This window comes from Paenibacillus sp. FSL H8-0048 (assembly GCF_038002825.1).
GTDB lineage: Bacteria > Bacillota > Bacilli > Paenibacillales > Paenibacillaceae > Paenibacillus_AQ.
In genome coordinates, this window is sequence record NZ_JBBODF010000001.1 from 1,110,740 (window position 1) to 1,133,815 (window position 23,076).

The window sequence follows — 23,076 nt, forward strand, 5'->3', positions numbered from 1 at the left end:
TCCTTTCCGCCCATTGCCTGATTTTTTGCACAAAAAAGAGCCAAGACTGGACTCAAAGTGTTGAGTACGAATCTTGGCTCATGCCCTGTTAAGGTAACACGCCACTGCATATAAATGATCATTTATGAACCCATCATAAAGCATACCTTGTATTCCCGTCAATGGGTTTTTGGAAAAGTCAAATGTACCGGCACATTCGTGTAATGACGTCCTGCATCAGTACCGGCTTGCTGATGAAATCAGTGGCTCCGGCGGCCAGGCAGCGCTCACGGTCTTCCTTCATTGTCTTGGCAGAGACCGCAATGATCGGGAGGTCGGTGAGATGCATCTCCTCGCGGATAATAGACAGCGTGTCATAACCATCCAGAACCGGCATCATAATATCCAGGAGTACGATATCCACCTCCGGCTGCTCTCTAACTACTTGAAGACATTCATATCCCGTCTGAGCGGTCATGATGATCATTCCGTAAGGCTCCAGACCCTTCTGCAAGGCATAAATATTGCGCATATCATCATCGACAATCAGGACAGTTTTGCCTTGAAGTATGGCATATTCCTTCTCGAACAGGGAGTCCTGGGTATTACCCGGCTGCCCTTCATCAGGAGGGGGCCAGGAATGCTCCTCCCCGGCTGCAGTCTGAGCCAGCTCCGCCGGATGGAACAGTTCTTCTTCACTGACCAGTTCACGGCAAGGGAGATACAAGGTGAATGTACTGCCCTTGCCCTCTTCGCTCTCCAGGCTGATGTGTCCGCCCAGAAGCTGAGCCAATTGCTGGGAGATGGATAAGCCCAGACCGGTTCCCCCGAATTTACGGGCTGTCGTTCCGTCCACTTGACGGAAGGCTTCGAAGATCAGCTCACGGTTCTCCTTAGAGATTCCGATTCCAGTATCCTGCACAGCGAAGGCCAGCACCGGCCCCTCTGTTATGTAATGCTGATCCGAATACGCCGTCAGCTTGGCAATCTCCACGTTAACAGAGCCCTGCTCAGTGAATTTGAAGGCATTAGACAGCAGATTCCGCAGAATCTGATGCAGACGCATCTCATCGGTGAAGAACAGATCCGGAACCTCCGGGTTCAAGGTCACGTTAAACTCTACATTCTGCGCTTCGGCAAGCTTGCCGAAATAACCCTGCAGCAGTGAGGGCAGCTCGGTGAGATTAACGGCATCCATTTCCACCAGCATTTTGCCGGCTTCCACCTTGGAGAGATCCAGAATATCGTTAATCATATTGAGCAAATCACTGCCTGAATTGTAGATGACCGAGGCATAACCCAGTTCTTCCTCATTTAAGGTATGATTGCGGTTCTCCGTCAGGAGCTGCGAGAGAATCAGCATACTGTTCAGCGGTGTACGCAGCTCATGTGACATATTGGCCAGGAACTCAGACTTGTAGCGCGAGCTCTGCTCCAGCTGTTCATTGTACCGCTCCAGCTCGATCGCTGCATTCTCGGCTACATGTTTCTGATTCTCAAGCTCCTTGTTCACGGTGAGCAGCTCGCTGGTCTGACTCTGAAGCTCCTCCGTCTGCATCTGCATCTCCTCGGACTGGGTCTGAAGCTCCTCCGATTGAACCTGAAGCTCTTCGTTCATCACCTGCGATTCATGCAGCAGCCTCTGGATCTCCATCCGGGTCTTCACCGAATTCACGGTAACCCCCATCATGTCCAGCAATTCCTTCAGCAGTCCGAAATGATATGGCGCCCAACGCGTCAGTGCAGCAATCTCCAGTACAGCAACAGTCTTATTCTCAAAAATAATCGGAGCAATGACCGCAAACTTCGGCGGCGTTCTGCCCAGCGCAGAGTTAATGTAAATATAGTCATCAGGCAATTGCTCGATCACATTCATCCGCTGATCCAGCGCACACTGGCCCGCCAAGCCTACTCCCGGCTGAATAACCTCCGGCCCGATGCTCTCTTCCTTATTCTCTGATCCTGCGTAGGAATAGATGCGCTCGAACAGTTCTTCATCATTCACGACGTATATAGTGGCATACTGCATTTCCAGCATAACTGACAAGCGGCTGACAAAAATTCTGCACAGCGAAGGCATATCAACGGTCTCTTGCAGGGCAATCGACATCGAGGTAAGCTGTTCGCTCATCCACTGCTCCCGCTGCACATTATCCAGCAGCCCGTTGGTCGCTTCACCCAAATCATAGATTTCATCCAGCGTCTTCACCTTAATACGCTCTGAGCGGTTACCGCCGGAGGCAATACTGTTAATGGCCTGTATAACGCTGTGCAGAGGATTCACGATACTGGCTGAGAGCAGATAAGTAATGAGCAGCGCCAGTACAACTACCAATCCCCATAATATATACATAGTAATCAGCAGTTTATGGTTACTGTCCTTCAGATTGCTGATCCGGTCATTCGTGAGAGTTCGTTCAATATCACGAAAGTAGTCAGACTGGGAGCGAATCGTGTCGACCAGACTTTTCCCCGTATCGTTACGGAAAAAAGCGTTAACCGCCTCCGTATGGCCATTCTTCTTCAGTTCAACCACATGCTGCCCGGCGACATCGACCCACTTCTCGATATTATCCGTAATCGTGTCCAGATTCCGCACCTGATTCGGGTTATCAGCAATGAGATTATTCAGCTTCGCTGCATTAATCCTCCACTGCACCAGACCGTCATTATACGGTGCCAGGTAAGACTCATCATCAGTAAGCACGTATCCCCGCTGTCCGGTCTCCATATCGAGTACATTTTTCTCAATTTGATATGTAAGTTCATGAACTTCTATATCATGATCGCTCAAGAACACGGTTTCTTTCTCCAGGCTGTTAATCCGGCCAGAGACTATAATCAGAAATAGCCCTAGCATTAATAGTATGATGACATATCCTATTGCGATTTTGCCGCGGATCTTCAAGCTCCACGCATGCTTCTCCGGCAATGGTCCAACCCCCGTCCAGAGTTATACTTATGCTGCATATTGTTGTCTCTCATGCTGTGGCTGCACAGGGCTTACAAATACCCCTCCGTGCGGGGCATAGGCAATCTGTCCTTGAGCTGACGCACATTGGCTTCCAGCTTGATGATGATATCCTCCAGATCCTGAGGATCGATCCCCTTAATAATCGGTACTGGGGCCGGAGTGGCTGAGGTTTTCACTTCTGCCTTCAGCTCTTTCATCTCAATCTGCTGCTCCTGCCACTTATCCATCAGATCGGCTATGGTGGCATAGAACCGTTCATAATCCTTAATTACGCTGTCAAGGAACGTATCTACCTCCTCGGCATCATAGCCGCGAAGCTTCATACTGAATTCCTTCTCATGAATGGTAAGTGCATCAAGGGTAATACCGAGCTGGCTGAACAGCTTTCTCTGCTTATCCAGCCGCCGTTTCATATGTTCGTCCATTTCATAACCTCCAAGTGTATGCTGCTTTCATCCGGCAGTAATTATTATAACAGGGTGAAAGCAGCCTGAAAATATCACTAAAGTTACAATTCAGCATAGAGATGTCGCTGATTGCTCTATAACACATTAGGGTAAGGAAAGATTACAACAGTGTAACTACTAATCAAGCTGAAAGGAAGATGACACATGAGCCACTTAACCAAAGACCAATTAATTACACTCCGGGCCGCCCTTGAGGGACGCAAGGCAGAGCTGGAGCAGCATTTCTCCGGCAACGGTGCTGAAGACAGCCTGCTTGGTGATTCCCTTATTCTCTCTACGGGCGAGCTCTCTTCTGTCGATAATCATCCCGCCGATACAGGCACGGAGACATTTGAACGCAGCCGCGATCTGTCCATCAACACCTCGCTATCCGAAGAATTAACGGAGGTCGAGGCTGCTCTTGCGCGGATGGATAACGGAACGTACGGCATTTGCGAGGCCAGCAAGCAAGAGATTCCTTATGAACGGCTTGAGGCCATCCCCTACACCCGTTATACCGTGGAGCATGCCCCAACCAGCAGTGACACTGACGCACGTCCTGTGGAAGAAGAGGTCATGACTCCCCCGCCCTCCGGTGCAGGCGAAGGACGCCAGCAGAATAGCGGACGGTTCGACGACGCCGGTGCCTGGGAAGCCGTGGAGGATTATGGCAGCGCAAGCTCGCCTGTGACCCCGCCGGGCCAGGATTCTGAAGATGAGGATACCTGATCCGGCAGTTCATAGCTTACGAGGCTCGTGGATAGACTGATTTAGTTGAGTCCGCCGGATCTTGGCCAGATCGATAGGCATGAGCGAGCAGCTCGCGGATCTCCTATCAGTAATTGTCTGCTACTGCCTTATTGAGAATTCCAAGACACCGGTCCAGGTCAGCCTTCACTTGCTTCTTATACAGCTTGGCTTTCTCCTCCCCGTCCGAAGTGAAATGATACAGGACAATTTCCTGAAAATCGACCTTCGGATCGCTCCCCTTGAGCTGCTTGGTGCGGTACAATATCCCTTGCTGTACCAGCTCATGCAGGGCGCGGTAAATTTCACTTTGGGGAGGCGAATAGCCATGAGCTTTGAAATCTCTGCGTAAATCCTCAAGCATCTGATAACCATACCCCTTGTGCTGCTCCACCATGGTAATCAGGTATACCTTTATAAACGCCCGCTGGGCAATCATAAACGCCATAAGACACCTCCCGGGGTGTTTTTTTGTTTGACATCATATAGCAGAAAAAAACTGTTGCCGCTTGGCAATTTCCACTATTACTCTAGTATAAACTCTATTTCCCAGCTTTCACAACAAGTTATTTAAAATTGGGGAGGATACTGGGGGAGTACTGTCGCCGATCAAGGAAATGAGACATTTGTCATTTAGCAGTTGCCTATAGCAAGTTGCCTATTTGTCGATAATGGCTGATCTTTCACTTTTTCTGTTTTGAAGTAGATAAGTAATTGGTTGGTATGGGATTAGGCGGCGTGGATAGGGGTAGCTATTTTGATTTTGAACTTCTATTATGAATTTTTCATATGATGAAATAATATTTTTAATGGAAAAACGTATCTAATTTCATCAAACTTCGAGCATTAAACGGCAGCAAGTGGAAAAAAGGTAGCTAATTTGCCCGTTTGCCTATAAGTTGGGGTATTGCGGTTTTTTAAGTGTCTTTTTTCCAATTATTGCTGATGATAATGAGTAAAGCTCATCAGTAAGTGTTGAAAATCCAACTATTCCCCGCACTATAACGGTTCGTAGCCTCCAGGCTGTCCTCTGTCTCGCTTTATGGATGTATGCTAGATCTATGCAGGATCTGGGCAGGTCGGGTGGCTTAGGGGTAGGGTTGGGGGGGTGGGGAGTATTGTGAATTTTTCATATGTTGAATTTAAATAATAAGCGGCTGTATGTGTCCATTCCCTTATGTCATATTATAATGTAGGAACACGATCCAAGCCGCAAAAAGAACTGCCTGGGGGTTGTCCCGCAGGCAGTTCTTAGAGGTTGCTATATTAGCGGGATACTACTCCGCTATATCATTAGATTTTGTCACGGTTGTAGAGGTCCGGGTCACGGTCTGCATTCATCGCGCCCCTGTTGCCCAAGGTATTGCCAACCGTGGTGTCTCTAGGGACCAGATCCGGATTCGTTGCTCCGCGATCTGCCAGCGTATCCTCCGGGTACAGGCTGTCGTACCGGCCCGAGTTGAGTGAACGGTTACCCCGGAACACGGTATGGATATCTCTTCCGCGGCCGTTGTCATCGACGAGGACGAGGATTTTGCCGCTGTCGATGTAGCCTTCATAATCTCTGGCCTCATCCTCGGGAATGCCGAGTCCGATTAATCCTCCCACCAGACCGCCTGCCCCTACTCCGATGGCAGCCCCTGTTAATGTAGCTGCGATTGGGCCTGCGGCAAGGATTGGACCAATTCCCGGAATAGCCAGCGCACCGATCCCGGCCAACAGTCCGGTAATTCCGCCCACTACGCCGCCGGTGGCCGCACCTGTGGCAACGCCTTCCGGCGCCATTGTTCCTGTATCTTCGGAGATGTGTTTCAGGTCATCTCGATCCTTCGTTATTACTGAAATCTCATCGTTTGTGAACCCTTGACTCTGCAAACTTTCAATTGCTCTGGTTGCTTCTTGTTCCGTATCGAATACACCAATAATTTTCTCTGTCACTTGAAGCCCTCCTTCGTAATTGTTGTTCGCTACTCTATTACCCGTTCACGCAGTGCCCAAACAGGAAAAGCTTCACCGGATGAATTTATATCTGATAACCTACTTATTCTATCTGGTAGGACGCGTACGGTTGGTGGGTACTGCCTCCAGCGGATTATCCGGCCAGTAGTGCTTGGGATAACGGCCTTTCAGATCTTTTTTCACCTCGAAATAGGTGTTCTGCCAGAAGCTCGCCAGATCTGAGGTAATCTGCATCGGCCTTCTCGCCGGAGACAGCAGGTGAAGCAGCACCGGCACCTTCCCTCCACCGATCCTCGGAGTATCCGTCTGCCCGAACATCTCCTGCAGTCTGACTGCCAGTACCGGCGCTCCCGGATTGCTGTAATCCAAGGGAACCCGCGAACCGCTCGGTACCGTAATATGTGTTGGCGCCTCCTTGTTCAGCTGCTGGCGGCTGTTCCAATCCAGCATCCCCTCCAGCGCCTGCGCCAGTTTCACCCGCTGCAAATCACGGAGATTCCGCATCCCTTGTATAAAGGGTGCCAGCCACTCCTCCAATGTATCCGTGAGCGCTTCATCCGACATATCGGGCCAATCGGCCCGCAGCGAGTGCATGAATTCCATCCGCTGCCGCAGCTGAGTGGTGCTTTTTTCCCATGGCAGCAGCTGTAGCCCTTCCGCCGCGATCACCTTCAGCAATACGCTCTCTGTCTCCTCGGGAGTAGCGCGCTCATGGGTCGTCTGCTTCAGAATGAGCGCCCCCAGCCGGGTCACTCTTCGCGCCTTCACGCTTCCGCTCTCACTGTCCCAGTAGACTTCGCGCTCCTCCAGAAGGCTGTCCGCATGATGCTTCAGCAGGTCCTGCTCGGAGAGCGCTGCGGCAAGCATAATCCGGCTCTGCCCGGCACGGTCATCCACGCCGGGTGCCACGATGTAGGGCGAGCGCGCCAGCGGCTGCCCCTCGCGCATGGCCGCCCCCCGGCCGCCGGACAGCAGGAACACGCCATTGCCGCGTCCCTGCCCGATCCGGTCGGGATAGGCGAACGACAGCAGCAGGCCGCTGCGGCTGATGTCGCCTGGCCCTTCGCCCGGCGCTGCCTGCAGCTGCGCCAGGAAGCTGCGGCTCTCGCGCTGCACCGCGCGCAAGGCCGCCAGGTCCGCTCCGCCGTTACCGGCGGAGCGCTCGAACCCGAGCAGCGCCTCCACGCGCAGCGTGAGGTCGCTATCTAGAGCCGCGGGACCCCGGAAGAGGTCCCGCTCCTGCAGCAGCGCAGCGAGCCTGGCGGCGAGCGGCGCGGCTGCAAGGTCTGCCGCGCGCAGCAGCATATGCGCGATGCGCGGGTGCGCGCCAAGCACGGCCATGCTGCGGCCGTGCGACGTAATGGCGCCGCCGGCGTCCAGCGCGCCGAGCTGGCGCAAGAGCGCCGTGGCCTGCGCGTAAGGCGCGGCAGGCGGCGCGTCCAGCCAGGCGAGCGCTCCCGGATCGCGCACGCCCCATAGCGCCAGCTCCAGGGCGAGCTGCGCCAGGTCGGTCTCCATGATCTCCGGAACGCTATCGTCCGGCAGCTGATCATGAGCCTCCCGGCTCCACAGCCTGTAGCAGACGCCCGGTGCTGTGCGGCCTGCCCGGCCGCGCCGCTGATCGGCCGATGCCTTCGAGACCGGCACCGTCGTCAAACGCGGCATGCCAGTACGCGCAGAGAACACCTGCGTCCGGCGAAGCCCTGTGTCAATCACCGTGCGTACCCCTTCGATTGTCAGACTCGTCTCGGCAATCGAAGTCGCCAGCACGACCTTTCGCTCACCATCCACCGCAGGAGCCACCGCGGCATCCTGCTGCGGCTGCAGCAACTGGCCATAGAGCGGCCGCACTACCGTTCCTGGCGGCAGACCTCCTGACGCCAGCTCCTGCTCCGTCCGGCGGATCTCCCGCTCACCAGGCAGAAAAACAAGCACATCCCCCGGCTGCTCAGCGAGCGCCCGGCGGACAGCGGCGGCTGCCGATTTCTCAGGACCCGCATTACTTGCCTCCGGCATATAGATTGTATCCACAGGATAGGTGCGGCCAGGGCAGCGTACAACTGGCGCTTCACCCAGCAGAGAAGCTACGCGGTCTCCGTCCAGCGTCGCCGACATCACCAGAATGCGCAGATCCTCGCGCAGCACACTCTGCGCTTCAAGCGCGAGTGCCAGTCCAAGATCTGCATGCAGACTGCGCTCATGGAACTCATCGAAGATCACAAGCCCCACATCCCCCAGCGAAGGATCGCTCTGGAGCATTCTCGTCAGCACACCTTCCGTAACTACAACAATGCGGGTATTCCGCCCCACCTTGGTATCCATCCGCATACGGTAGCCTACGGTCTGACCCACACTCTCTCCCAGACAAGCAGCCATATAAGCTGCGGCCGAACGGGCGGCCAGGCGTCTGGGCTCCAGCATCAGGATAGTTTTACCGGCCAGCCAGCGCTCCTCCAAAAAAGCAGGCGGCACCGCCGTTGTCTTCCCCGCTCCAGGCTCAGCAATCAGAACCGCCGCTGCACGGTCTGTCAGAATTCTTTTCAGGTCAGGGAGCACCTGTATAATCGGAAGCTGCTTCATTTCATCTCTCCATCATCTGCTAAAAGTTAAATTAAATCTCCATCTCCCTATCATCGGCGAATTCTTTCCAGATATCAAGCGGTTCGTTACTGCTGTGCGAGGATTTAGTCTTCAACAATAAGTGGAAAAATGTAGTTTAGTTTGTTGATTTCGTATGAGTTAGAGGCAAACAAGTGGAAAAAGGACAACTATTGCTGTTAGGTTGACCATTAAAAGAAACCTGTGATAATTTAAGTTCCCTTTTTCCAATTACTGTTCCCGAAACGCCAATCCGCTCATCAGCAAGTGGAGGAAATCCACCTATTCCCCCCTCCCAACTAATCTTCCAAGTGGAAACGGTTTTGCCGTCCTGTTAAAGGACGGTACCGTTTCAGCGAGAAATAGAAGGATATAAGTTATCGTGTGCAACATACAAATTCTTCTATTTGCACAAAAACCCCCGGTTCCATGAACCGGAGGCCTCATACTTACTTCAATACTCGTCTACCCATCTGTTCGCCTATTCACTAACTCGCCTATCTATCCATTCAACTATTTAACTTATCTTTTCACTATTCATCTATCTTCCATCCGCCCAGTCGCCCTGCCATATCAATAACTACTCCCTGCCATCCCGTTCCACCCCGGCCAGCCGCTGCCCGATCGCGTCCCCATAATCCGCATATGCAGCATTGCCTTCCAGACCCCGCTGCTGCAAAAGCATCTGAAGACGCAGCCGCTTCAGGGAGAGCTTGCCCTCCAGCTCCTTGCGTTCCTCAGCAGTACTGTTGCCGCTGCGGTGGCAAGCCACCAGCAGCTCTTCGAGCGTTACGCACTCTGCCCGCAGTGTCACTTCCTCCGGCAGCAGCCCGGCATTCTTCATAATCTTGTAGGACATCCGCAATTCCTCCGGTACGCCGGAGAGATCCTCCAACGCAAGCGGCTTGCCATGCCCCGGCAGATTGGCGAACTCTCCGCTGCGCATTGCTTCCTGAATTCTCTGTTCTGCAAGCCAAGACAATATAGCCATACACACCGCACCTTTCATCAGCAGCTGAGCACCTCTTCTAATTACATCCGGCTTATTTACCGCCGCTTTGCCCTCATTTTACCACAGCCGCTTATGAAATTCCTTCCATCTCCACCTATTCTCTACTTCTGCTTATGATAGCCGCGCTCCCCGTAAGGAGACAGCTGCTCCAGCCATTTACTCTCCATCTCCGGCAGCATCTTGCGGTATTTCTTCAGCTCCTGCACATCCGCCACGAAATCCTCCTCCGGCTTAATCTGCTCCAGCACCTCGAAGCGGAAGCCCGCTTCACCACGTTCATTCCAGTCTTCCTGCAGCGCCTTGTTGTCATGGCCTTTGATATCCAGCATGAACTTATGCTTATTCCAGACACCGTCCAGATTCAGGCTGCTTCCCACATACATTTTGTCATTGCCGGTGTTCACAATCCGGTATACCCCCATCGGCCTGTGCGAGTGTGCATAATTATATCCCAGTTCCTTGCGTCTGGTTTTATCTGTCATTTCTTCTCTCCCTTTCTTCTCTCCGTTATAAATTCACCCAGTAGCTGCTTCCGTCTTCTTCACGGGACAGCAGCCCGTAATCAATCAGATACCGCCGGAGCGTCACGTAATCGGGGTAAGCCGCTTCAAGCACCGCATTGATTTCCTTCTCACTGTACCTGCGCCCGGTCTCAAAACGCTGCAGCAAATGGCGCAGAATAGCCGCTTTCCGCTTCTGCCGCTTAGGGAACTCTGACAACGGGCCGTCCGGCCCTTGTTTGAAATAGTTGCCCAGAATCTCGGCGTTCTCCTGCTCGGTAATCGCGAACCGTTCATCGACCATCACAGCCGTACGCGGAATACTCACAAAAGGCGATGATGCTCCCGGCTTCTCCTCCGCCAGCTCCATAACCGCCAAAAACAGCTTGGCCTGCTTCACCTTCTCGCGAAGCGTGAACCGGTGGTTACGCACCGTAGAGGTGCTGCCGATTCCCAGCTCCTTGGCTGCTTCTGCATCGCTAAGACTTTGGCGGAAGGCCTGCAGCAGCCCCTTTTGCAATTCGGTCAACCCGCTCAGCTTCTTGTCCAGTGTCAGCAGCCAGTTGAACATCCCGCCATGAACCCTGTCTACGTGCTGAGCTGCGAACTTCTCCGCTTCGTAATACTGCACGCCATCCTTATAGATCAAGCCCTTCTCGAAGGCAGCACCGCAGACCAGACAATAATATTTTTCCGTCCGCTCTTCCGTCTCCGCATTATAGCCCTGCTTCAATTCTGCAATCGATGCATTCCAGAATTTCTCCGATATCCGCACCACCTCATTCTCCTTAACCAACTGGACCATCACGCCTTTCGTTTGCTTTAATACAGACATGTTAACATTTCGTTTGTTATTTTACAAGTATCTAATTAGATTATTTACGGCAAAATAAAGACACCGCCAATGTTGGCAGTGTCTCATAGCAGAAACGGTCGGCAGAAAATGCCTAAGACAGCAGCGACTCCGCACCGTCAATCACAATCTGCGAGCCGGTAATATGAATGGATTCATCCGAGGCCAGGAAGGCGACCAGATCGGCGACATTCTCCGGCTTGCCCGGTCCGTCTGCAAGCGGCTGTGCTCCTTCAGGGAATTCAATTGGAATGACAATCGATTCCACATCATCGTTCCACTCCGTGCTCTCGTCGATATTCGTGGCAATCGCTCCCGGGCAAATGACATTCACGCGGATTTTGAACTTGGCCAGCTCCAGTGCAGCCATCTTGGCAAAAGCGACCTGACCGGCCTTAGTGGTACTATATGGTGACCAGCCAAAGCTGGTAAATCTGCTGTTGCCGTTAATCGAGCTGGTAATAATAATGCTTCCTTTACCCTTCTCCTTCAGGTGGGGAATGCTGTATTTCAGCGTCAGGAAGGTACCTGTGAGGTTGACCGACAGGGTTTTCTCCCAATCATCTACGCTCAGCTCCTCAATCGGCCCGACCACTCCGTTAATGCCTGCATTGGCGAACACAATATCCAGACCTCCGAAATGCTCCACGGTTCTGCGTACCGCTTCCTCCATCCGGCCGGCATCCGAAGTATCCACATCAATGGCTAAAGCACAGTCCTTGCGCAGCTTGTTCAGCTTCTGTTCCAGGACAGAGGTACGTTCGTTCACCAAATCGAACAAGGCTACATTCGCGCCTTCACGTGCCAGCTGGATCGCTGCCGCTCTGCCGATTCCCGAGCCCGCACCTGTAATGATGGCTGTTTTCCCCTGAAAACGCTGCTTCTTAGCTATATTGGGGCTCATATGTACACTCTCCTTCCGTGAATACCATTCAGCTTGTAATGGCTCTGTTTCAAGATTACCCAATTGGCGCTTGATTATAATCATATTATGCAAAAAATTGCACAAACCTTGTGCAACATGCACAGCACATCTGCTAACCGGGCATAGATTGCAGCTTACCTGCAACAGCAAAGACCCCACATCTGCGGGGTCTCCTCTACGCATTCAATTCTCCAGCTGCCGTACATCCACCTTAACGGTAAGCGTGCCTGCTGCTCCGCGGTATACACCTTTGACCGGAACAATATCCTTATAATCACGTCCATGCCCCAGCTTGATGTAACGCCAGTTCACTTCAACATTATTGGTCGGATCGAAGCCCAGCCAGCCTGTACCCGGAATATGTGTCTCCACCCAAGCATGGGAGGCCTGTTCGAAGTTCGCATTGCCCCCCTGCAGATCCCCGACAAAATGGTACCCGCTCACATAACGCGAGGGCAAGCCGACGCTGCGGCAGACCGCAATCATCAGATGCGCATAGTCCTGGCAGACTCCGCGTTTGAGCATCAGCGCTCTTTTTACCGTTGTATTGACGCTGGTCGCCTCAGGATCGTACGTAAACTGCTCATAGATCGTGGACGACAGCTTCCGGGTCCATTCATACATATCCTCGGCGTCCTCAAAAGGATGCTGCGACGCGAATTCCACCAGCTCCGGCGTCACCTCGGTGTACCGGGTAGGCAGAATAAACTCTATATACCGGTTCTGAAACTTCTCGTCATTCAGCAGCTTCACCTGCTCCTCCAGCGGAATATGCGGCAGATCCGTGCCCTGCGCCTTGTCGAGCGTGACCACGGTCGCTTTGGTGTGAATCACCATCTCCGTGTGCGGCTTATTGACCGAATAGGCATGGACCCGGTTGCCGAAGAAATCCTCATAGGTCAGCAGGTTGGCCGCCGGATGCACCTCTACTTCATGATGATAACAGGATTGCCGGTAGTTTGTGCGCGGCGTCAGCCGGATCTCATTGACACTGTCCGTCACCGGCTCGGGATAGCTGTAGGTGGTTGTGTGATGAATTTGTATTTTCATACCGAGACTCCTTCACGGCGAAAAAAAGCACCGTCCATCGTTCTGCCGAGCCTCTGACAGGATATCATGAGTGCATCCAGCACATCCAGGGCCAGGTCCCCGGACATCTCATCCTTCTCCATATAATCCAGCTCCGCCTTGATCTTACCCGCCTGCCGGATCACCTTCTCATGCCCCGAGCCCTTCTCTGCTGTGTCCAGCTCCAGCTTGGCCAGATGCTCCTCCAGCTTGTGGAACGAGAAGCGGATCGAACGGGGGAACAGCGGGTTGACGATCAGGAATTCCAGAATGCACTCCGGCGACATATCATCGGCATAATACCGGCGGAAGGACTGGTAGCCGCTCACCGATTTCAACACAGCCTGAAGCTGGGTATAGATAGAGCTGATATCCTTTGATCTGCAGGATACCGTGACAGTCTGCAGAATACGCGTTGTGTTCTCTGCCCGCTCCAGAAACCGGCCGCTCTCGATGAAATGCCATTCATTGCCCCGCAGCATCACCGATTGCTCCGCACCGAGGAACATCGCCGCCCGTTCCTTGACCTGCTGATAGAATGGATGGGGACCGCGCATGATATCCGCTACCGACTGCTCCCCGAGCCACAGGTTGAAGCCGTTGACAATATCCCACAGCTCACTCGGCAGATGCTGGCGCAGGGTGCGCAGATTGTTCCTTGCCTGATGCACACAGGAGAATAGAGAGTTGGTATTCCCCATATCTAGTGTGATGAAGGACAATACATCCTGCTCGTTGAAGCTCTCAAACTGACGCAGATACTCGCTTCGCACCCCAAGCGCGTCAATCAGGCGCGACCACTTATGGCCCTCTTCCTGGAAATCCTCTTCCTGCTGGATATGGTAATGTACGTCGATCAGCCGGGCGTGATTCTCAGCCCGTTCAATATACCGGCCGATCCAGAATAAAGCCTCTGCATTGCGATTCAGCATTCTAGCCACCCCTTTACCATAGATAGTCTCTAGGCCATTACCCAGGTATCCTTTACTCCGCCCCCTTGAGAGGAATTCACGACCAGCGAGCCTTCACGCATCGCCACCCGGGTCAGCCCTCCTGGTATGACATGCGGCTTGCGGTCAGCCCCCATCAGCACAAATGCTCTCAGATCGATATGCCGCGGAGCCATACTGCCTTCTGCCAAGACTGGCGCACGGGACAGCGACATAATCGGCTGAGCGATATAACGCTCCGGTTCGGCCAGTATTTTGAGCCGGAAGTCTATAAGTTCCTCCTTCGTGGCCTCACTTCCGATCAGCATGCCGTAGCCCCCGGAAAGAGATGTCTCCTTCACCACCATTTCAGACAGATGATCCAGCACATACTGGCGCTCTTGCGGCCGTGACAGCAGATAGGTCGGCACATTGCTCAGAATCGGCTCTTCATTAAGGTAATAGCGGATCATGTCCGGTACATACACATACATGGCCTTGTCATCTGCTACCCCGGTTCCCGGCGCATTGGCAATCGCTATATTTCCTGCCCGGTAAGCATTCATCAGACCTGCAACCCCAAGCAGCGAGCTCGGCTGAAAAGCCAGCGGATCAATGAAATCATCATCCAGCCGGCGGTACAGCACATCGACCCTGCGCAGCCCGTTCATCACCTTCAGGTAGATTTTGTGGTCCTGCGCGACCAGGTCGCGGCCTTCAACGAGATGAATGCCCATCTGCTGCGCCAGAAAAGCATGTTCATAATATGCCGAATTGTATTCCCCCGGTGTCAGCAGAGCAATGACCGGATCTTTGGTCCGGGACGGGGACAGACTGCGCAGCACAGAGAGGAAACGGTTCAGGCTGTGGTCCACATCGCGGATGGAGCTGGCAAACGACAACTCAGGAAACAGCTGGTTCATGAGCGATCTGCCCTTGAACAGATACGAGAAGCCGGAGGGTGTGCGCAGATTATCCTCAAGCACATAATACTCGCCGTCATGATGCCGGATCAGATCGATTCCTGAAGTGGTGATGTACGCACCGCCGGGTACGCGGAGTCCGGACATTTCCGGCCGGAAATAACAGTTCGAAATGATCATCCGCCGCGGTACTATACCGTCCTTCACGATGTATTGCTCATGGTAAATATCATGAATGAACAGATTCAGTGCGGTAATCCGCTGCACGATGCCCGCCTCCAGCCGTTCCCATTCACCCTTGGGGATAATGCGCGGAATCATGTCGAACGGAATCGTCCGCTCCATCGGCTGATCCTGTGCCGGATTATACAGCGTAAAGGTAATGCCTTCTTCCATCATCCGACGCTGCATCAGCTTCTGCTTGCCTTGCAGCTCTTCGGGGCTCATCCCGGAAAACATGCGGTTCACATGCTTGTAATGAGGCCGTACGCTCCGTTCATCCGCATACATCTCATCATAGAAATGCTGGAGCGGATACGGAGACAGACCGGGCAAAGGATCTAGTTTGGACATGAGCCCGACTCCTCTCGGATCAGTATAATGTGTTAAGTTTCTTGACAATTAAGTTCAGAATTTAGAAATTTGCCACGAAAATATGATTTACTACCTTCATAATACGTAAATAATATTATTCATGTCAATATATATAACAGCAAAATGGAGTTTCTGAACCATCTTGCCGAATTGGGATCGCTTCCTTTCTCTTAAACTTGCTTTTGTTGGCGAGTTGCGTTCATTCCACATCCCATTGTATGCCGGAGTGCTGACAAGCAGTACTATTATGAATTTTTCATATAATGTATTTTTATAGTAAGTATCTTATCAGATTAAAAATAGTGGAGCAGATGCAATCCCCCTTCAAATTACATTTTCCCCAAGCGATCATTGTTCTTTAGGAGCGTTTGGTTTAGCGTAAAGGACTGAGGTGCTCTTATCCGGGAAGAAAGTCGCCACTTGGGCGATTAACGGACCGCGTGGACCTTATCCCCTGCAATTCAGCTCCAAAACGTCTCGCAGAAAGACGATAAGGTCGCCTGAGTCCGATAAGCTGCAAAAAGTGGCGTTTCCGCGGGGATAAGATCTCTCCGGTCCATTAGCTGAACTACACTTAATTAAGTGTAGTTTTTTCAACTGCTGGTTTGACAGCACGATTTCAACACAAAAAACTCCCCGGAAATTCATCCTTTCCCGGGGAGTGTGCAGCCTGTTGTATATAGGTTCTGACTATCTTATCCATTCATAGTTAAACGGTTATTCCCCGGAGTCAGCTTCTTCCTCCGAGATCATGCCTGCGAACAGGGCGTGCACGAACTGGTCGGAGTCGAACGGCTGGAGATCTTCCATTTTCTCGCCGAGGCCGACCAGCTTCACCGGCAGGTTCATTTCCTGGCGGATCGCTACCACAATACCGCCCTTCGCCGTTCCATCAAGCTTCGTCAGTACGAGACCAGTCACACCGCTCTTCTCGCCGAACAGCTTAGCCTGGGTCAGCGCATTCTGTCCGGTGGTCGCATCCAGCACCATCAGCACCTCATGCGGTGCGCTTGGAATCTCGCGCTGGATGACACGGAAGATCTTGTTCAGCTCTTCCATCAGATTGCTCTTATTCTGCAGCCGGCCTGCCGTATCGCAGATCAGCACATCCACACTGCGCTGCTTGGCAGCCTGAACCGCATCATACATCACAGCAGCCGGGTCCGAGCCCGACTGCTGCTTGATCACATCCACTCCGGCACGCTTGCCCCACACTTCAAGCTGCTCAATCGCTCCGGCACGGAAGGTGTCGCCAGCTGCCAGCAGAACCTTTTTGCCTTCCTGCTTGTAGCGATGCGCCAGCTTGCCGATGGTCGTCGTCTTCCCGACTCCGTTCACACCAACGAACAGGATCACGGTAATGCCGTCCGGATTCTCGTTCAGACTGTTGTCGTCATCGCCGCGCAGCAGCTCCATCAGCTTGCGGGAGAGAATCGGCTGAAGCTCCGCCGCGTCCTCGATCCGCTTCTGCTTCACTTCGGCGCGCAGCTCCTCCACCAGATTCATGACCGTATTCACGCCTACATCAGCGCCGATCAGAATCTCTTCCAGCTCCTCGTAGAACTCTTCATCTATCTTTTTGCGGCGGATAATCAGATCAGAGACCTTCTCAACGAAGCCCTTGCGTGTTTTCTCCAGACCGTCGCGGAACTGTTTCGTTACGCTTTCCGTTTTGCCGGAGATGCTGTCTTTTAGTTTTTTGAAAAAACTCATAGGCTTATGCTTCCTCCTAAAGGGTTATAGGGATCACTTTTTGAATCCTGCATCTATATAAAATGAGCGGTCCTACAGTACCAAAATTCCCCTCCGCCACTTTTCCTTTAACTTTAAATTTCTGTTCAATCTATATCGTTAAGCTATCTCAGCCTCTTCATCCTCCAGCCGCACGGATACGAGCTTGGATACGCCGCCTTCCTCCATCGTCACGCCATAGAGTACGTCAGCTTCCTCCATCGTTCCCTTGCGGTGGGTCACTACGATGAACTGCGTCTGCTCCGAGAATTCGCGCAGGTACTGGGCGAAGCGCACCACATTAGCTTCATCCAGCGCCGCTTCCACCTCATCCAGGACGCAGAACGGCACCGGCTTGACCTGCAGAATAGCGAACAGCAGAGCCATCGCAGTCAAGGCGCGTTCTCCGCCAGAGAGAAGCTGGAGGTTCTGCAGCTTCTTGCCCGGCGGCTGGGCAACGATATCAATCCCTGTATCGAGCATATGCTCAGGGTCCAGCAGCTGCAGATCTGCCCGGCCGCCGCCGAACAGCTTCGTGAACACCGTGCCGAACTCGCGGCGGATGGCATCGAAGGTCTGCTTGAAGCGCTTGGACATCTCCTCTTCCATCTCACGGATGACATGATACAGCGTCGTTTTGGCTTCCACCAGATCATCCTTTTGCCCGCTGAGGAAGGTATAGCGTTCATGCACCCGCTGATACTCCTCAATCGCGCCAAGGTTCACCTCGCCCAGCCCCGTGATGCTGCGTTTCAGACGCTGCACCTCCAGCTGTGCCGCAGGCACATCCTCCGGCACCGGATAACGCTGTTTCGCCAGCTCGTAGCTCAGCTCGTAGTCATCGCTCAGCTTGCGGAGGATATTGTCCAGCTCCACATCGAGCCGGCCAACGGCAACCTCCGTGGAACGGAGCTTGTCTTCGACTGCCCGGAGCGCCTGACGCTGGTCTTTGGTCTCACCTTCGGCCAGCTCCAGCTTGCGCGAGATCGCCGCGCGGTCGGCACGGGCCAGGTCAAGCCTCGCAGACGTATCTTCCTTGCTGAGCCGCAGACTGTTGACCTCTTCCTTCTGCTTCACAGTCTCCCGTGCATTCTCTTCCAGATCCTGCTCGATAGTCATAAGCAGGCTGCGGCTCTGGCGCAGCTCCTTCTCCTGGGAGCCGGCGTCCTGCCTCATCCGGCGCAGCTGCTCCTCCAGCGAGAAGATCTCCTGATCCAGCTTGCCCTCCGTGACCTTCATCCCGGTCAGCTTGCCCTGCAGCTCTTCCTTGGCCGACTCATTCGCCTTACGGTCCGATTCGGCACTGCGGATCGCTGCATGCGCCTCCTGCTCTTCCTTCTCCAGCCGGGCCAGCTCAGCTTCAGCTTGCTTACGGGCCTCGTCCAGCCCGCGGACCTCCTGCTCGAAGCCGCTCCGCTCCGCGCCTGCGCCTTCGACCTGCTCCTGCACATGCCGCAGTTCCTGCTCCAGCTGCTTCAGATCGCCGGATACGCGCTGTTCCTCCAGCCGCTTCTCGTCACCGTCATGCCTCAGCTGATCCAGCTTCTCGGAGCCTTTGTCCTGTTCAGCGCGCAAGCGGCTAATGCCCTGCTTCAGCTTGGCAATCTGCTGCTCGCTCTCTTCAATCTCGCCGGAGAGCTGGTCAAGCTGACGCTTGCGGCTAAGCAGGCTGTTGTTCTTCTTGTGCTGGCTGCCGCCCGTCATCGAACCGCCTGCATTGACCACATCGCCTTCAAGTGTAACCACTCTGTAACGGTATTGGCACTTGGCCGCAATACGGTTCGCCTGCTCCAGACTCTCAGCGATCACGACATTGCCTAGCAGGCTTCCGATAATACTGCTGTACTTGTCTTCATAGCCAACCAGCTCTGAACCGATACCGACGAACCCTTCAGCACCTTGAACCATACTGCGGTCACTGCCGGTAATCTGCCGGGGCCGGATAACATCCAGCGGGAGGAAGGTCGCACGCCCGAGCTGACGCTGCTTCAGGAAAGCAATCGCCTGCCGGGACACCGCTTCATTCTCCATAACCACATGCTGCAAGGAAGCGCCCATAGCGGTCTCAATCGCCATTTCCAGCTTCTCGGGAACAGAGATCAACTCGGCCACTGCCCCGTGTACGCCATTTAGCTGTCCTTTCCGCGCGCCCTTCAGCACCTCTTTGACCCCAAGCATGAAGCCGTCAAAATCATCCTGCATTTCCTTCATCGTCTCATGCCGGGACACCTGGGCTTCGCGCTTCTGCTCCCATTTGCGCAGGCCGCTCTGCGTCTCTTCAAGCAGCTTCTGCCGTTTGCCGGTCTGCTCGCTCTCCGTAATGTACGCGCCGCGCAGCAGTCCGATTTCCTTGCCGAGCGCGGTAATCCTATCCTTCAGTCCGCTCTGTGCGGAGACCAGCTCCTGCAGCCGGGCTGTCCACTTGCCGCTCTCCTCCTGGCTGCGGCTCATCCGCCGCTCCAGGCTCTCCTTCTGCTGATCCGCATAGCGGATCTCGTTGCGCGCCTGGGCCATCAGGTTCATCAGCTCAAGCAGAGCACTCTTGAGCTTCTCTTCCTTGCTCTGGCTGATGCCTCCGGCCACACCCTGCAGCTTCGATTCCTCATCCGCCAGCTGTGCCCGCAGCTCTTCCAGCGCTTGCCGGGTCTGCTTCAGCTTATGCTCAAGCTCCGCCAGCTCACGCTGCCGCCCCTCGGAACGTTCGCCTACAGAGCCCAAAGTCTGCATGAGCTGTTCCCGGTTCTGCTCCAGATTCCTGCGGCGCTCCTTCAGCAGCTCTCCGTAGCCTTCGCTCTTCTCGTTGGCTTCGCTGCTGCGCAGAAGCTGTTCCTGCAGCTTCTCCACTTCCTGCTCCAGACTCCGCAGCTCCGCCCGGCCGCTCTCCAGCTTGGCATCATGGGCAGAGACCACAGTGGACAGCTCCAACTGCTCCGTCTTAAGCACCTCCAGGCGGGCATTGCCCTCCTGCCAGGAAGTATGTATGCCTTCGATCTGATGCACATATACCGAAATCTCCAGATGCTTCAGCTGCTCCCGCAGCTCCTTGTATCTTATCGCCTTCTCGGACTGGTCCTTCAGCGGTCCCACCTGATCCTCCAGTTCACTGATCAGGTCATGAATACGCAGCAAATTCTGCTCGGTCTCATCGAGCTTGCGGCCGGCGTCCTTTTTGCGCGACTTATATTTTACAATACCTGAAGCCTCTTCAAAAATCCCCCTCCGGTCTTCCGAACGGGTACTGAGAATCTCTTCAATCCGGCCTTGTCCGATAATCGAATAGGCTTCACGGCCGATACCGGTATCCATGAACAGCTCTGTAATATCCTTCAGCCTGCAGGCCTGCTTATTGATCAGATATTCACTGTCGCCGCTGCGGTGGACACGCCGGGTCACGGTCACCTCGCTGAAATCCAGCGGCAGCACATGATCCTCATTATCCAGCGTCAGCGAGACCTCGCCGTAGTTGACCGCCTTGCGGGCATCACTTCCGGCAAATATAATATCCTCCATCTTGCCGCCGCGCAGGGATTTGGCACTCTGCTCGCCAAGCACCCAGCGGATGCCGTCGGATATGTTACTTTTTCCGCTACCGTTCGGGCCGACTACGGCCGTAATTCCGCGTACAAATTCCATCTCTGTTTTGTCGGCAAATGATTTGAAGCCTGCCAATTCAATCCGTTTCAGAAACATAACTCGCCACTCACCTCTGACCCATTATACCATAGTGTTTCCTTGCCAAAACAACCCCACTGACCTTTCGAAAAAGAGCAGCAAAAGTCTGACTTCCGCCGAACCGCCGGCATTCAGACCATTGCTGCTCTACTCCGCATTTCAGATGTTCAAATCTGCCTTCAGGCACCGTCTTCCTTTAGAAGCAATAACGCCGCTGCGGCTGCCTGCTGCTCGGCTTCCTTCTTGGAGCGGCCGCTGCCGCTGCCGAGTGAACGGCTGGCCATATATACTTCTGAGACGAACTCACGCTCATGCGCCGGTCCGCGTTCTTCAATAATCCGATATTCCAGCGTACCCATCCCATGATGCTGTATCAGTTCCTGAAGCTCTGTCTTGAAGTCGCTCATCTGCATTTGCAGCTTACCGTCGGTTTCAACCAGCGGGAATACGTGATTATCCAGGAATCTCCGGGCCGTTTCCAGACCCTGATCGAGATAGAGCGCTCCCACAAAGGCTTCGAACACATCAGCCAGCAGAGCCGGGCGGGTACGCCCGCCCGTAAGCTCTTCCCCTTTTCCCAGCAATACATACCGCCCGAAGCCCAAGGTCTCGGCGAACCGGACCAGCGACGGCTCACAGACAATCGCAGCACGCAGCTTGGTCAATTCTCCCTCGGGTCTGTCCGGGAGCAGATTATACAGATATTCGGACACCGTCAGCTCAAGCACCGCATCACCCAGGAACTCCAGGCGCTCGTTGTCCTGATGCTGATTGAACCGGTGTTCGTTCACATAAGATGCATGGGTGAAAGCCTGCTTCAGAAGTACAGGATCGTGAAATTGGATTTGAAGTTGGCTTTGTAACTGCTTCAGGTCTCCTTTCACTGCACTGTCTCCCCTTACTTATTATATTTTTTGAGAATAACGGTTGCGTTGTGTCCCCCGAATCCGAAGGAATTCGACATCGCGATATTCAGCTCCGCTTGACGGGGCACATTCGGGACATAGTCCAAATCGCATTCCGGATCAGGGTTGTCCAAATTGATGGTAGGGGCAATCATACCCTTCTGCAGAGACAGCCCGCAGATAATCGCTTCCACCCCGCCGGCAGCACCAAGCAAGTGGCCTGTCATCGATTTGGTCGAGCTGATCGCAACTTTGTACGCATGCTCTCCGAGCGCCTTTTTCACAGCGGCTGTCTCTGATTTATCGCCTACCGGTGTAGATGTACCATGCGCATTGATATAGTCGATATCCTCAGGATTAATGCCGGCATCACGGATCGCCATCTTCATGCAGCGTGCTGCACCGTCAGGATCAGGCTCCGTCATGTGGTGGGCATCGGCGCTGAGACCGTATCCGATAACTTCGGCATAGATCTTGGCTCCGCGCTTCTCAGCGTGCTCCAGGGATTCGAGAATCAGGATTCCCGCACCCTCACCCATGACAAAACCGTCACGGTCCACATCAAACGGACGGCTGGCCTTCTCCGGCTCGTCATTGCGGGTGGACATGGCTCTCATTGCACAAAAGCCTGCCATTCCTGTAGGACGGATGGTCGCTTCCGCACCGCCGCAGATCATCGCATCCGCATCACCGCGCTGGATCAGACGGAAGGATTCACCGATGGAGTGGCTGCCTGTCGCACAAGCGGTCACTGTCGTTGTATTCGGCCCCTTGGCCCCGAGATTGATCGACAGCTGGCCGGAGCCCATGTTGGCAATCATCATCGGAATGAAGAAAGGACTGACCCGCTTCGGGCCTTTTTCGAGCAGCAGGTTGTGGTTATCTTCCCATGTGCCCAGGCCGCCGATTCCAGAGCCGACAGATACGCCGATCCGTTCTGCATCGATATCTTCACCGATTGTAAGTCCGCTGTCCTTCAGCGCATCTTCACCGGCAGCAACCGCGAATTGTACGAACCGGTCCATCTTGCGGGCTTCCTTGCGGCCGAAGCGTGCTTCCGCATCGAAATCCTTGACCGAGGAAGCGATTCGTGTTGGATATTCGCTAACATCAAAAGCTTCAACCAGGGATACACCGGACTTGCCGCTCATGAGGCTATCCCAGAACGTCTCAAGATCCTTACCCAGCGAAGTCATTACACCCATGCCAGTTACAACTACTCTATGATTCAAACATAATCACCCCGTCTATAGGCTGTGTA

At 53.8% G+C, this 23,076-nt stretch carries 17 protein-coding genes; 1 reads left to right on the plus strand and 16 read right to left on the minus strand.

Translation table 11 applies throughout. The annotated features are described in order from the left end of the window. Nucleotides 1-178: 178 nt before the first annotated feature. Together NSU18_RS04840 and NSU18_RS04845 are read right to left on the minus strand one after the other, a co-directional pair. Complete coding sequence (locus NSU18_RS04840; RefSeq protein WP_341148390.1) at nucleotides 179-2,773, minus strand: CHASE3 domain-containing protein; 2,595 nt, start codon at nucleotides 2,771-2,773, stop codon at nucleotides 179-181. A 209-nt stretch (nucleotides 2,774-2,982) separates the two neighbouring features. Beyond that, complete coding sequence (locus NSU18_RS04845; protein WP_341148391.1) at nucleotides 2,983-3,378, minus strand: DivIVA domain-containing protein; 396 nt, start codon at nucleotides 3,376-3,378, stop codon at nucleotides 2,983-2,985. Nucleotides 3,379-3,564: 186 nt separating this feature from the next. Here NSU18_RS04845 and NSU18_RS04850 point away from each other — a divergent pair, with 186 nt between their 5' ends. Next, nucleotides 3,565-4,128, plus strand: a complete 564-nt coding sequence (locus NSU18_RS04850; RefSeq protein WP_341148392.1) for a TraR/DksA C4-type zinc finger protein — start codon at nucleotides 3,565-3,567, stop codon at nucleotides 4,126-4,128. A gap of 106 nt (nucleotides 4,129-4,234) precedes the next feature. Here NSU18_RS04850 and NSU18_RS04855 read toward each other — a convergent pair whose 3' ends face one another. From NSU18_RS04855 to fabF, 14 genes are all read right to left on the minus strand, one after another. Further along, nucleotides 4,235-4,594: a helix-turn-helix transcriptional regulator gene (locus NSU18_RS04855; protein WP_341021550.1), complete on the minus strand. Its 360-nt coding sequence runs from the start codon at nucleotides 4,592-4,594 to the stop codon at nucleotides 4,235-4,237. 845 nt (nucleotides 4,595-5,439) lie between these two features. Next, nucleotides 5,440-6,084, minus strand: coding sequence for a general stress protein (locus NSU18_RS04860; RefSeq protein ID WP_076154013.1), 645 nt, complete (start codon nucleotides 6,082-6,084; stop codon nucleotides 5,440-5,442). Between the two features lie 108 nt (nucleotides 6,085-6,192). Beyond that, complete coding sequence (hrpB, locus tag NSU18_RS04865; RefSeq protein ID WP_341021548.1) at nucleotides 6,193-8,685, minus strand: ATP-dependent helicase HrpB; 2,493 nt, start codon at nucleotides 8,683-8,685, stop codon at nucleotides 6,193-6,195. A gap of 598 nt (nucleotides 8,686-9,283) precedes the next feature. Next, nucleotides 9,284-9,694, minus strand: coding sequence for a DnaJ family domain-containing protein (locus NSU18_RS04870; protein ID WP_341021547.1), 411 nt, complete (start codon nucleotides 9,692-9,694; stop codon nucleotides 9,284-9,286). A 122-nt stretch (nucleotides 9,695-9,816) separates the two neighbouring features. Then, nucleotides 9,817-10,197 carry a GIY-YIG nuclease family protein gene (locus NSU18_RS04875; RefSeq protein WP_341021546.1) on the minus strand — a complete coding sequence of 127 codons (381 nt, stop codon included), beginning with the start codon at nucleotides 10,195-10,197 and terminating at the stop codon, nucleotides 9,817-9,819. 25 nt (nucleotides 10,198-10,222) lie between these two features. After that, nucleotides 10,223-11,020, minus strand: coding sequence for a DUF2087 domain-containing protein (locus NSU18_RS04880; protein ID WP_445321846.1), 798 nt, complete (start codon nucleotides 11,018-11,020; stop codon nucleotides 10,223-10,225). Between the two features lie 142 nt (nucleotides 11,021-11,162). Beyond that, entirely contained in the window at nucleotides 11,163-11,972 is an 810-nt protein-coding gene (locus NSU18_RS04885; RefSeq protein WP_341021541.1) for an SDR family oxidoreductase, read from the minus strand. 204 nt (nucleotides 11,973-12,176) lie between these two features. Then, entirely contained in the window at nucleotides 12,177-13,043 is an 867-nt protein-coding gene (locus NSU18_RS04890) for a transglutaminase family protein (RefSeq protein WP_341148393.1), read from the minus strand. After that, a complete protein-coding gene (locus NSU18_RS04895) occupies nucleotides 13,040-13,993 on the minus strand; it encodes an alpha-E domain-containing protein (protein ID WP_341021539.1) in 954 nt (317 codons plus the stop codon). Before NSU18_RS04895 ends, NSU18_RS04890 begins: the two co-directional genes overlap by 4 nt. Before the next feature lie 29 nt (nucleotides 13,994-14,022). Continuing rightward, complete coding sequence (locus tag NSU18_RS04900; RefSeq protein ID WP_341148394.1) at nucleotides 14,023-15,486, minus strand: circularly permuted type 2 ATP-grasp protein; 1,464 nt, start codon at nucleotides 15,484-15,486, stop codon at nucleotides 14,023-14,025. A 738-nt stretch (nucleotides 15,487-16,224) separates the two neighbouring features. After that, the gene (ftsY, locus tag NSU18_RS04905) at nucleotides 16,225-17,220 is read right to left on the minus strand and encodes a signal recognition particle-docking protein FtsY (protein WP_341021536.1); all 996 of its coding nucleotides are present in this window, start codon (nucleotides 17,218-17,220) and stop codon (nucleotides 16,225-16,227) included. Between the two features lie 138 nt (nucleotides 17,221-17,358). Beyond that, nucleotides 17,359-20,928, minus strand: a complete 3,570-nt coding sequence (gene smc / locus NSU18_RS04910) for a chromosome segregation protein SMC (protein ID WP_341148395.1) — start codon at nucleotides 20,926-20,928, stop codon at nucleotides 17,359-17,361. 161 nt (nucleotides 20,929-21,089) lie between these two features. Next, nucleotides 21,090-21,794, minus strand: coding sequence for a ribonuclease III (gene rnc, locus NSU18_RS04915; protein WP_036728876.1), 705 nt, complete (start codon nucleotides 21,792-21,794; stop codon nucleotides 21,090-21,092). Nucleotides 21,795-21,808: 14 nt separating this feature from the next. After that, nucleotides 21,809-23,047 carry a beta-ketoacyl-ACP synthase II gene (gene fabF / locus NSU18_RS04920; protein WP_209873549.1) on the minus strand — a complete coding sequence of 413 codons (1,239 nt, stop codon included), beginning with the start codon at nucleotides 23,045-23,047 and terminating at the stop codon, nucleotides 21,809-21,811. Nucleotides 23,048-23,076 lie beyond the last annotated feature (29 nt).

What these genes read in the sequence shown, in the direction of transcription:
- NSU18_RS04870 (WP_341021547.1), bottom strand. Translation starts at nt 9,694, where the DNA reads ATGGCTATATTGTCTTGGCTTGCAGAACAGAGAATTCAGGAAGCAATG.
- NSU18_RS04850 (WP_341148392.1), top strand. Translation starts at nt 3,565, where the DNA reads ATGAGCCACTTAACCAAAGACCAATTAATTACACTCCGGGCCGCCCTT.
- NSU18_RS04895 (WP_341021539.1), bottom strand. Translation starts at nt 13,993, where the DNA reads ATGCTGAATCGCAATGCAGAGGCTTTATTCTGGATCGGCCGGTATATT.
- NSU18_RS04875 (WP_341021546.1), bottom strand. Translation starts at nt 10,197, where the DNA reads ATGACAGATAAAACCAGACGCAAGGAACTGGGATATAATTATGCACAC.
- NSU18_RS04900 (WP_341148394.1), bottom strand. Translation starts at nt 15,486, where the DNA reads ATGTCCAAACTAGATCCTTTGCCCGGTCTGTCTCCGTATCCGCTCCAG.
- NSU18_RS04880 (WP_445321846.1), bottom strand. Translation starts at nt 11,020, where the DNA reads ATGGTCCAGTTGGTTAAGGAGAATGAGGTGGTGCGGATATCGGAGAAA.
- smc (WP_341148395.1), bottom strand. Translation starts at nt 20,928, where the DNA reads ATGTTTCTGAAACGGATTGAATTGGCAGGCTTCAAATCATTTGCCGAC.
- NSU18_RS04845 (WP_341148391.1), bottom strand. Translation starts at nt 3,378, where the DNA reads ATGGACGAACATATGAAACGGCGGCTGGATAAGCAGAGAAAGCTGTTC.
- NSU18_RS04885 (WP_341021541.1), bottom strand. Translation starts at nt 11,972, where the DNA reads ATGAGCCCCAATATAGCTAAGAAGCAGCGTTTTCAGGGGAAAACAGCC.
- ftsY (WP_341021536.1), bottom strand. Translation starts at nt 17,220, where the DNA reads ATGAGTTTTTTCAAAAAACTAAAAGACAGCATCTCCGGCAAAACGGAA.
- NSU18_RS04890 (WP_341148393.1), bottom strand. Translation starts at nt 13,043, where the DNA reads ATGAAAATACAAATTCATCACACAACCACCTACAGCTATCCCGAGCCG.
- NSU18_RS04855 (WP_341021550.1), bottom strand. Translation starts at nt 4,594, where the DNA reads ATGGCGTTTATGATTGCCCAGCGGGCGTTTATAAAGGTATACCTGATT.
- hrpB (WP_341021548.1), bottom strand. Translation starts at nt 8,685, where the DNA reads ATGAAGCAGCTTCCGATTATACAGGTGCTCCCTGACCTGAAAAGAATT.